This window comes from Pseudomonas sp. NPDC078416, assembly GCF_050268485.1.
Lineage (GTDB): Bacteria > Pseudomonadota > Gammaproteobacteria > Pseudomonadales > Pseudomonadaceae > Aquipseudomonas.
The window spans coordinates 1-9,850 of sequence record NZ_JBNNGV010000015.1 but is presented as its reverse complement, the minus strand read 5'-3'; the positions used below and the strand labels follow the sequence as shown (position 1 = coordinate 9,850).

The following is a 9,850-nucleotide window of genomic DNA, read 5'->3' as shown; positions in this document are numbered from 1 at the left end:
TCAGCCGGGAAGAGGCCGGTGTGGGCACCCGCAGCTTCTGGTCATGCAAGATCGCCTTCAGTTTTGCCCGATGCTTTTGGTTACACTGCCCGGGTGATGAATTTAATAGGGCAGGAAGAAATGGTCTGGGATCTGGCAACGCCGTTCGTCATCGATCTGCAGGTGGGCGAGGAGGATATCGACGGCCTGGGTCACGCCAACAACGCCGTGTACGTCACCTGGCTCGAACGCTGCGCCTGGCGGCATTCCCAGCGGTTGGGCCTGGACCTGACCGAGTACCGCCGACTCGACCGGGCCATGGCCGTGGTCCGGCATGAGATCGACTACCTGGCCAGCGCCTATCAGGATGACGAACTGCAACTGGCGACCTGGATCGTCGATTGGGACCAGCGCCTGAAAATGACCCGGCGCTTTCAGCTGAAACGTCCCAGTGACGGCGTGACCTTGTTGCGTGCGCAAACCACCTTCGTCTGCATCGAACTGTCGTCGGGCAAACCCAAGCGCATGCCGAGCGAGTTCATCGACGGGTACGCCGCCGGCCTCCACAGCGCGATCTCCTGACGTCCGGCGCGGGTAAACCGTATGCAATCCGCCGGCCTCTGCGTAAACTGCCGGACTTTTTTTCGAGTGTGACCCATGCAAATTGCCCTGGCGCCCATGGAAGGCCTGGTCGACGACATTCTGCGCGACGTGCTGACGCAAGTCGGTGGCATCGACTGGTGCGTGACTGAATTCATCCGGGTGACCGAGCGTCTGCTGCCGGAGCATTACTTCCACAAGCTTGCGTCCGAGCTGTTGCACGGCTCGAAGACCCGCGCCGGCGTGCCGTTGCGCGTGCAGCTGCTGGGTTCGGACCCGGTGTGCCTGGCGGAGAACGCAGCCTTTGCGGCCGAGTTGGGCGCGCCGGTCATCGACTTGAATTTTGGTTGCCCAGCCAAGACCGTCAACAAGTCCCGGGGCGGGGCGGTGTTGCTCAAGGAACCTGAGCTGCTGCACACCATCCTCAGTCACGTACGCCGCGCCGTGCCGGCGCACATTCCTGTCACCGCCAAGATGCGCCTGGGCTACGACAGCACCGAGCCGGCCCTTGATTGCGCCCGGGCGCTGGAAGCGGGCGGCGCGGAACACATCGTCGTTCATGCCCGCACCAAGGTCGATGGCTACAAGCCGCCGGCGCACTGGGAGTGGATCGGCAAGATTCAGGACGTGGTGAAGATCCCGATCATTGCCAACGGCGAGATCTGGACCGTCGACGACTGGCGCCGCTGCCGGGAAATCTGCGGGGCCCGCGACATCATGATCGGCCGCGGTCTGGTGGCGCGTCCGGACCTGGGTCGGCAGATCGCCGCCGCGCAAGCCGGGCGTGACGTCATCCCCATGACCTGGGCCGAATTACAGCCGCTGCTGCGCGATTTCTGGCTGCAGGCCATGGCCAAGATGACCCGCGTCCAGGCACCGGGCCGGCTCAAGCAATGGGTGGTCCTGCTGACCAAAAGCTACCCCGAAGCGACCGTGCTGTTCGATGCCCTGCGCCGCGAAACCGACTGCGAACGGATCAGCCGGATGCTCGGTGTGAGCGTGCCGGAAGCCGCCTGAAAATTTTTTTTGAAGGGCTCTTGAAACGCAAATGGCCGTCCCTATTTTGGGATTACGCGATGCCGAAGGCGGGTCGCGGAGATAACCACTTGCTGATTTATCAGGAGATTTTCAGATGACTACTGCATTTTCCCTGGCTCCACTGTTCCGTCACTCGGTTGGGTTCGACCGCTTCAACGACCTGTTCGAGTCGGCGGCGCGCAACGAGTCGGCCAGCAGCTACCCTCCCTACAACGTCGAGAAACACGCTGATGACCAGTACCGCATTGTCATCGCGGCGGCGGGTTTCCAGGAGGACGATCTGGAGCTGCAAGTCGAGAAGGGCGTACTGACCGTCACTGGCAGCAAGCGCGAGAACACCGCGGAAGGCGTGACCTTCCTGCACCAGGGCATTGCCCAGCGTGCCTTCAAGCTGTCGTTCCGCCTGGCTGACCACATCGAGGTCAAGAACGCTGCTTTGGCCAACGGCCTGCTGAACATTGACCTGCTGCGTCTGGTGCCTGAAGAGGCCAAGCCAAAACGCATCGAAATCAATGCTCAGAAAACCCTGACTCACTGATCCCGAGTCAGCGTGAGAAGGCGCCCTGCGGGGCGCCTTTTTTTGTTTCTGTCGCGTGCCCATCGTGAGTGTGGCGCCGATCAGAATTCACGACCGCTGCGCAGCCGATCGCGGGCAAGCGCGCTCCTACGCCCTCCGGGCAGAATCAAAGGCTCGAACTGACACCCAGCCAATCCCGGATCCCCGCAAAACCTGTAGGAGCGCGCTTGCCCGCGAATCCAATCTTCCAGATGACGCAGCGCAGAATGGCCCACCGCGTTCGCCAGCAAGCCGGCTCCTACGGATTTCGCGATCAGCCACGACTGATCATTTTCCGAAAACCGGTGTAGCAGCGCGCTTGCCCGCGAATGCAGGATGTCAGGCGGTTGATTCGTTACAGGCAGAATGCGTTCGCGGGCAAGCGCGCTCCTACGTCCTCCGGGCAGAATCAAAGGCTCGACCTGACACCCAGCCAATCCCGGATTCCCGCAAAACCTGTAAGAGCGCGCTTGCCCGCGAATCCAATCTTCCAGATGACGCAGCGCAGAATGGCCCACCGCGTTCGCCAGCAAGCCGGTTCCTACGGATTTCGCGATCAGCCACGACTGATCATTTTCCGAAAACCGGTGTAGTAGCGCGCTTGCCCGCGAATGCAGAGTGTCAGGCGGTTGATTCGTTACAGGCAGAATGCGTTCGCGGGCAAGCGCGCTCTTACGCCCTCTGGGCAGAATCAAAGGCTCGACCTGACACCCAGCCAATCCCGGAACCCCGCAAAACCTGTAGGAGCGCGCTTGCCCGCGAATCCAATCTTCCAGATGACGCAGCGCAGAATGGCCCACCGCGTTCGCCAGCAAGCCGGTTCCTACGGATTTCGCGATCAGCCACGACTGATCATTTTCCGAAAACCGGTGTAGTAGCGCGCTTGCCCGCGAATGCAGAGTGTCAGGCGGTTGATTCGTTACAGGCAGAATGCGTTCGCGGGCAAGCGCGCTCTTACGCCCTCTGGGCAGAATCAAAGGCTCGACCTGACACCCAGCCAATCCCGGAACCCCGCAAAACCTGTAGGAGCGCGCTTGCCCGCGAATCCAATCTTCCAGATGACGCAGCGCAGAATGGTCCACCGCGTTCGCCAGCAAGCCGGCTCCTACGGATTTCGCGATCAGCCACGACTGATCATTTTCCGAAAACCGGTGTAGTAGCGCGCTTGCCCGCGAATGCAGGATGTCAGGCGATTGATTCGTCACAGGTGGAATGCCTTCGCGGGCAAGCGCGCTCCTACCCTGAATCTGGGCAAGGCGCACCTTTTTTGGCAGGCATAAGGTCTGTGGGAGCCGGCTTGCTGGCGAATGCTGTCTGTCATTCACCGAAGTGGGGTCGCCGAACCGCGTTCGCCAGCAAGCCGGGTTCTACCGTTGCTGAAACTCCGCGGCCTGCGCATCGAGCAGCGCCATGAACGCCCGCGCGGCATTTGAAAGCGTGCGTTCGGTGTGGACGATGTACCCCAGTTGCCGCCGTAGCTGGACACCCGGCAACGGGATGGGGGTGACCTGTTCGTCGAGCATGGTCCGGGGCAGCACGCTCCACGCCAGACCAATGGACACCATCATCTTGATCGTCTCCATGTAATTGGTGCTCATGGCGATATTCGGCTTCAGCCCCTGTGATTCGCACAGCTCGCTGACGATGTGGTGGGTAAAGGTGTTCTCGCCCGGAAACACCGCCGGGTAGCGGGCGAGATCGGCCAGGCTGACGTTGGCCTGGGTGGCCAGCGGGTGCTCGGGCGCGGCGACGAAATCCAGTGGGTCGTCCCAGACCTTGACGGCTTTTACCAGGGCGTGGGGCTCGGGCGCCAGGGTGATTACCGCCAGCTCTGCGCGGCCATGGAGAATTTCTTCGTAGGCCACTTCCGAATCGAGAAACTGAATGTCCAGCGCGACGTCCGGGTAGGTCTTGGTAAACGCCCTTAATAACGTCGGCAACCGGTGCAGACCAATGTGGTGACTGGTCGCCAGGGTCAAGCGCCCGGTGACTTCCCCGGTCAGGTTGGTCAGCGCCCGCCGGGTATCGTCCAGTACGTTGAGAATCTGATAGGCCCGTGGGAGCAGGGCGCGTCCGGCTTCGGTCAGGCTGACCTCGCGGCCCAGACGATCAAACAGCCGCACGTCCATTTGTTGCTCCAGACCGGCGATGCGCTTGCTGACCGCCGGCTGAGTGAGATGCAGACGCTCGCCGGCGGCCGAGAAGCTGCCCATCTCGGCGATGGCAATAAAGGCGTTGAGATTAGCCAGATCCATCTCGGATTCCTGTTGGTTATGCAAAGCATGAAAAATATGAATTTGAGTTATTTAAGCATATTCCATAGCATCACCCCCACAAGCCAAGGGTCTTTGCGGTGTCATTGCGACATCGGCGGCCGGGGCATAGAAATACGCTGATGAGGAACCGTCTGATGGCCGGCAAAACGCTCTACGACAAGCTCTGGGATTCGCATTTGGTCAAGCAGCGCGACGATGGCTCCGCGCTGCTGTACATCGACCGTCACATCATCCACGAAGTGACTTCGCCTCAGGCTTTCGAAGGCTTGCGCCTGGCCCGTCGCAAACCTTGGCGCATCGACGCCAACGTCGCCACCGTCGACCACAACGTGCCGACCACCCCGGACCGCAAGGACGGCGTCGACGCCATCGTCGATCAGGTGTCGCGCTTGCAGGTCAAGACGCTGGACGACAACTGCGACGAGTACGGCATCACCGAATTCAAGATGAACGACATCCGTCAGGGCATCGTTCACGTCATCGGCCCGGAGCAGGGCGCGACCTTGCCGGGCATGACCGTGGTCTGCGGCGATTCGCACACCTCCACCCACGGCGCGTTCGGCGCGCTGGCCCACGGCATCGGCACGTCCGAGGTCGAGCACGTCCTCGCGACCCAGTGCCTGGTCGCCAAGAAAATGAAGAACATGCAAGTGAAGGTCGAGGGCAAGCTGCCATTCGGCGTAACGGCCAAGGATATCGTCCTGGCCATCATCGGCAAGATCGGCACCGCCGGCGGTAACGGCCATGCCATCGAATTTGCCGGCAGCGCCATTCGCGACCTGTCCGTCGAAGGCCGCATGACCATCTGCAACATGTCCATCGAAGCCGGCGCCCGCGTCGGGCTGGTGGCAACCGATGAAAAGACCATTGCCTACGTGAAGGGTCGTCCTTTCGCACCGACTGCCGAGCAGTGGGACGCAGCGGTTGAAGCCTGGAAAGACCTGGTGTCCGACGAAGACGCGGTGTTCGACACCGTGGTCGAGCTCGACGCGACCCAGATCAAGCCGCAAGTCAGCTGGGGCACATCGCCGGAAATGGTCGTGGCCGTGGATCAGAATGTGCCCGATCCGGCGCAGGAAGCCGATCTGGTCAAGCGTGGCTCCATCGAACGCGCACTGAAGTATATGGGCCTGAAAGCCAATCAGGCGATCACCGATATTCAACTGGATCGCGTGTTCATCGGCTCCTGCACCAACTCGCGGATCGAAGACCTGCGTGCCGCGGCGGACATCGCCAAAGGCCGTAAAGTCGCGTCGACCATCAAGCAGGCGATCGTCGTGCCGGGCTCGGGTCTGGTGAAAGAACAGGCTGAGCGGGAAGGGTTGGACAAGGTGTTCATCGAAGCCGGTTTCGAATGGCGCGAGCCGGGCTGCTCGATGTGCCTGGCGATGAACCCGGACCGCCTCGAGAGCGGCGAGCACTGCGCATCGACCTCGAACCGTAACTTCGAAGGCCGTCAGGGCGCCGGTGGGCGTACTCACTTGGTCAGCCCGGCGATGGCGGCAGCTGCGGCAGTCAACGGCCGTTTCGTCGACGTTCGCACCATGAGCCAGGCATAAGGAGCCCCGTATGAAGCCTTTTACCCAACACACCGGTCTGGTCGCTCCGCTGGATCGCGCCAACGTCGACACCGATCAGATCATCCCCAAGCAGTTCCTCAAGTCGATCCGCCGGACCGGCTTTGGCCCGAACCTGTTTGACGAGTGGCGCTACCTCGACGTGGGTCAGCCGTATCAGGACAACAGCAAGCGTCCGTTGAACCCGGATTTCGTGCTCAACGCCAAGCGTTACCAAGGCGCCAGTGTCTTGCTGGCCCGGGAAAACTTCGGCTGCGGATCGAGCCGCGAACATGCGCCCTGGGCGCTGGAAGAGTACGGTTTTCGCAGCATCATCGCGCCGAGTTACGCGGACATTTTCTTCAACAACAGCTTCAAGAACGGCCTGCTGCCGATCATCCTGAGCGAAAGCGAAGTCGATGAGCTGTTCAAAGTGGTTGAAGCCACGCCGGGCTACCAGTTGAGCGTGGACCTGGAAGCGCAGACCGTGACCCGTGAAGATGGCAAGGTGTACCGCTTTGAAATCGACGCCTTCCGCAAGCACTGCCTGCTCAACGGCCTGGACGACATCGGCCTGACCCTGGTGGACGGCGAGGCGATTGCGGCGTTCGAGAGCAAGCATCGCGCGGCGCAGCCGTGGCTGTTCAGGGATGCCTGATTGATGCGCGCCCTGTAGGAGCCGGCTTGCTGGCGAAAGCAATGTGTCAGGCGACACAACGGTGAATGAATAACCGCGTTCGCCAGCAAGCCGGCTCCTACAGGCGGCATAGCACCTGCTTACATAATCGGCGCTTTCGAAGCGCCGATGCACTTATTGAAACGAGGACGTTATGAGCAAGCAGATTCTGATTCTCCCAGGTGATGGCATTGGTCCGGAAATCATGGCCGAGGCGGTCAAGGTTCTGGAACTGGCCAGCGAGAAATATCAGCTGGGTTTCGAACTGAGCCACGACGTTATCGGTGGCGCGGCCATCGACAAGCACGGTGTGCCGCTGGCGGATGAGACCCTCGAGCGCGCCCGTTCGGTTGACGCGGTATTGCTCGGCGCGGTGGGCGGCCCGAAATGGGACGCCATCGAGCGCGACATTCGTCCGGAGCGGGGCCTGTTGAAGATCCGCTCGCAACTGGGCCTGTTCGCCAATCTGCGTCCGGCAATTCTCTATCCGCAACTGGCCGATGCCTCCAGCTTGAAGCCTGAGATCGTGGCCGGCCTGGACATCCTTATCGTCCGCGAGCTGACCGGTGGCATCTACTTCGGCGCACCACGCGGCACCCGCGAACTGGAAAACGGCGAGCGCCAGTCCTACGATACGTTGCCCTACAGCGAAAGCGAGATCCGCCGCATCGCGCGCGTCGGCTTCGACATGGCCCGCGTGCGCGGCAAGAAGCTTTGCTCGGTGGACAAGGCCAACGTGCTGGCGTCCAGTCAGTTGTGGCGCGAAATCGTCGAGCAGGTGGCCAAGGATTACCCGGACGTCGAACTCAGCCACATGTACGTTGACAACGCTGCCATGCAGCTGGTCCGCGCACCGAAGCAGTTCGACGTGATCGTCACCGACAACATGTTCGGCGACATCCTCTCCGACGAAGCATCCATGCTGACCGGGTCCATCGGCATGCTGCCATCGGCATCGCTGGATTCGAACAACAAGGGCATGTACGAGCCTTGCCACGGTTCGGCGCCTGACATCGCCGGCAAAGGTGTGGCCAACCCGCTGGCGACGATTCTGTCGGTGTCGATGATGCTGCGTTACAGCTTCAACGAACACACCGCCGCCGACGCCATCGAGAAAGCCGTGAGCCTGGTGCTGGATCAGGGTTTGCGCACCGGCGACATCTGGTCCGAAGGCAATGCCCGGGTCGGGACGCAGGAAATGGGCGACGCCGTAGTCGCCGCGCTGCGCAATCTGTAATATCTCGGGCCCACGACTGTCAGGTTGAGCCCTGTGGCTCTCTGCGGTCGGGGCCCCACTTTTAATTAAGGTGTAGTTGCGATGAAACGTGTAGGTCTGGTCGGTTGGCGCGGGATGGTCGGTTCCGTGCTCATGCAGCGCATGCTGGAAGAGCAGGATTTCGATCTCATTGAGCCGGTTTTTTTCACCACCTCCAACGTCGGCGGCCAAGGCCCGTCGGTGGGCAAGGACGTCGCGCCGCTGAAAGATGCCTACAGCATCGACGAGCTCAAGACCCTGGACGTGGTGCTGACCTGCCAGGGCGGCGACTACACCAACGAAGTCTTCCCCAAGCTGCGCGAAGCGGGCTGGCAGGGTTACTGGATCGACGCGGCGTCGTCCCTGCGCATGCAGGACGATGCGGTGATCATCCTCGACCCGGTCAACCGCAAGGTCATCGACCAGCAGCTGGACGCCGGCACCAAGAATTACATCGGCGGCAACTGCACCGTCAGCCTGATGCTGATGGGCCTGGGCGGGCTGTTCGAGGCCGGTCTGGTGGAGTGGATGAACGTCATGACGTATCAGGCCGCTTCCGGCGCCGGTGCGCAGAACATGCGTGAGCTGATCAAGCAGATGGGGGCGATCAATGCGTCGGTCGCCGACGAGCTGGCGAACCCTGCCAGCGCGATTCTGGACATCGACCGCAAGGTGGCTGACGCGATGCGTGGCGAGGGCTTCCCGACCGAGAACTTCGGGGTGCCGCTGGCGGGGAGTCTGATCCCGTGGATCGACAAGGAGCTGCCGAACGGTCAGAGCCGCGAGGAGTGGAAAGGGCAGGCGGAGACGAACAAGATTCTGGGTCGTTTCAAGAGCCCAATTCCGGTGGACGGCATTTGCGTGCGCATCGGTGCGATGCGGTGCCACAGTCAGGCGCTGACGATCAAGCTGAACAAGGATGTGCCGATCGCGGATATCGAGGGGATGATCAGTCAGCACAATCCTTGGGTGAAGCTGGTGCCGAATAATCGCGAAGCGAGCATTCAGGAGCTGAGCCCGACGTCGGTGACCGGGACGCTGAATATTCCGGTGGGACGTTTGCGCAAGTTGAATATGGGTTCGCAGTATCTGGGCGCGTTTACCGTGGGCGATCAGTTGTTGTGGGGCGCGGCCGAGCCGTTGCGTCGGATGCTTCGGATTCTGCTCGAGCGTTGATACCTGCAGTGCGTACGAAGATCAAGAGCGTCTGCCTGGGGGCAGACGTTTCGCCTTCGGCGAGTTACTTGGAAAAGCACCCCAAGTAACCAAGGGTGCCTACTCCTGGTTTGGCCCGACTTCGTCGGGTTCCTTCACTCCGGTCCCGCTCCGTGGGCCCGCGCCGAACGGGCATCCATGCCCTGACGGCGCTCTCGCCGCATCCCTGCGGCTCGACCCACTCCGCGAGACCTCCGTTCAGCCTGCACCAAAGTCGCGATTGGTGGTGTCTGGGCGTTAGGTGTTCGAAAATCAAAAGCAACGGCAACGGCAACGGCAACGGCTTCCCGGCTGAAGCCGGTCCCACAGGTGCCGGTGCTCTGTTAGTAGGACCGGCTTTAGCCGGGAAGGGGCCGGTTCATTCACCATCGATTATCCGATCGTTCCCACGCTCCGCGTGGTAATGCCGCCTCGGACGCTCGGCGTCCTGCAGAAGAAGTGCATCCAGCCACCGATCTGACGCGGAGCGTCACAGGATGCATTCCCACGCGGAGCGTGGGAACGATCAAACACCGCGCATACCTGTGGGACCGGCTTCAGCCGGGAAGCTTTTGATCTTGCTCTTGATCTGCTTTTGCCCTTCAAACACAAAAGGTCCAGCCACCACCAATCGCGACTTGGGTGCAGGCTGAACGCAGGTCTCGCTCCGTGGGCCGAGCGGCATGGATGCCGCGAGAGCCGCCCCCCGCCATGGATGGC

Annotated in this window: 10 protein-coding genes; 7 read left to right on the top strand and 3 right to left on the bottom strand. The window is 61.5% G+C overall.

Annotation, left to right across the window (positions count from 1 at the left end; translation table 11 throughout):
* Positions 1–120: 120 nt before the first annotated feature.
* The 3 genes from ACQKEN_RS14805 (at position 121) to ACQKEN_RS14795 (ending at position 2,155) form a co-directional block, all read left to right on the top strand.
* Positions 121–561 carry an acyl-CoA thioesterase gene (locus ACQKEN_RS14805; RefSeq protein WP_427686637.1) on the top strand — a complete coding sequence of 147 codons (441 nt, stop codon included), beginning with the start codon at positions 121–123 and terminating at the stop codon, positions 559–561.
* A 75-nt stretch (positions 562–636) separates the two neighbouring features.
* Positions 637–1,596: a tRNA dihydrouridine synthase gene (locus ACQKEN_RS14800; RefSeq protein ID WP_427686524.1), complete on the top strand. Its 960-nt coding sequence runs from the start codon at positions 637–639 to the stop codon at positions 1,594–1,596.
* Positions 1,597–1,711: 115 nt separating this feature from the next.
* Positions 1,712–2,155 carry an Hsp20 family protein gene (locus ACQKEN_RS14795; protein WP_427686523.1) on the top strand — a complete coding sequence of 148 codons (444 nt, stop codon included), beginning with the start codon at positions 1,712–1,714 and terminating at the stop codon, positions 2,153–2,155.
* 80 nt (positions 2,156–2,235) lie between these two features.
* On the opposite strand, the gene ACQKEN_RS14790 is transcribed toward ACQKEN_RS14795, so the two are convergent.
* Both ACQKEN_RS14790 and ACQKEN_RS14785 read right to left on the bottom strand, forming a co-directional pair.
* The gene (locus ACQKEN_RS14790) at positions 2,236–3,378 is read right to left on the bottom strand and encodes a hypothetical protein (protein ID WP_427686521.1); all 1,143 of its coding nucleotides are present in this window, start codon (positions 3,376–3,378) and stop codon (positions 2,236–2,238) included.
* Between the two features lie 162 nt (positions 3,379–3,540).
* Positions 3,541–4,428, bottom strand: a complete 888-nt coding sequence (locus ACQKEN_RS14785; RefSeq protein ID WP_427686519.1) for a LysR family transcriptional regulator — start codon at positions 4,426–4,428, stop codon at positions 3,541–3,543.
* 155 nt (positions 4,429–4,583) lie between these two features.
* Here ACQKEN_RS14785 and leuC point away from each other — a divergent pair, with 155 nt between their 5' ends.
* The 4 genes from leuC (at position 4,584) to asd (ending at position 9,112) form a co-directional block, all read left to right on the top strand.
* Positions 4,584–6,008, top strand: a complete 1,425-nt coding sequence (gene leuC, locus ACQKEN_RS14780) for a 3-isopropylmalate dehydratase large subunit (protein ID WP_427686517.1) — start codon at positions 4,584–4,586, stop codon at positions 6,006–6,008.
* A gap of 10 nt (positions 6,009–6,018) precedes the next feature.
* Complete coding sequence (leuD, locus tag ACQKEN_RS14775; protein ID WP_427686515.1) at positions 6,019–6,663, top strand: 3-isopropylmalate dehydratase small subunit; 645 nt, start codon at positions 6,019–6,021, stop codon at positions 6,661–6,663.
* 172 nt (positions 6,664–6,835) lie between these two features.
* Positions 6,836–7,918: a 3-isopropylmalate dehydrogenase gene (gene leuB, locus ACQKEN_RS14770; RefSeq protein WP_427686513.1), complete on the top strand. Its 1,083-nt coding sequence runs from the start codon at positions 6,836–6,838 to the stop codon at positions 7,916–7,918.
* An 81-nt stretch (positions 7,919–7,999) separates the two neighbouring features.
* Positions 8,000–9,112 carry an aspartate-semialdehyde dehydrogenase gene (asd, locus tag ACQKEN_RS14765; protein WP_065986059.1) on the top strand — a complete coding sequence of 371 codons (1,113 nt, stop codon included), beginning with the start codon at positions 8,000–8,002 and terminating at the stop codon, positions 9,110–9,112.
* 544 nt (positions 9,113–9,656) lie between these two features.
* On the opposite strand, the gene ACQKEN_RS14760 is transcribed toward asd, so the two are convergent.
* The coding region (locus ACQKEN_RS14760; protein ID WP_427686511.1) for a hypothetical protein at positions 9,657–9,850 on the bottom strand (194 nt) is incomplete at its 5' end.

Coding starts and splice junctions, on each gene's coding strand:
- leuC (WP_427686517.1), top strand. CDS start 4,584: ATGGCCGGCAAAACGCTCTACGACAAGCTCTGGGATTCGCATTTGGTC.
- ACQKEN_RS14785 (WP_427686519.1), bottom strand. CDS start 4,428: ATGGATCTGGCTAATCTCAACGCCTTTATTGCCATCGCCGAGATGGGC.
- asd (WP_065986059.1), top strand. CDS start 8,000: ATGAAACGTGTAGGTCTGGTCGGTTGGCGCGGGATGGTCGGTTCCGTG.
- leuB (WP_427686513.1), top strand. CDS start 6,836: ATGAGCAAGCAGATTCTGATTCTCCCAGGTGATGGCATTGGTCCGGAA.
- leuD (WP_427686515.1), top strand. CDS start 6,019: ATGAAGCCTTTTACCCAACACACCGGTCTGGTCGCTCCGCTGGATCGC.
- ACQKEN_RS14805 (WP_427686637.1), top strand. CDS start 121: ATGGTCTGGGATCTGGCAACGCCGTTCGTCATCGATCTGCAGGTGGGC.
- ACQKEN_RS14800 (WP_427686524.1), top strand. CDS start 637: ATGCAAATTGCCCTGGCGCCCATGGAAGGCCTGGTCGACGACATTCTG.
- ACQKEN_RS14795 (WP_427686523.1), top strand. CDS start 1,712: ATGACTACTGCATTTTCCCTGGCTCCACTGTTCCGTCACTCGGTTGGG.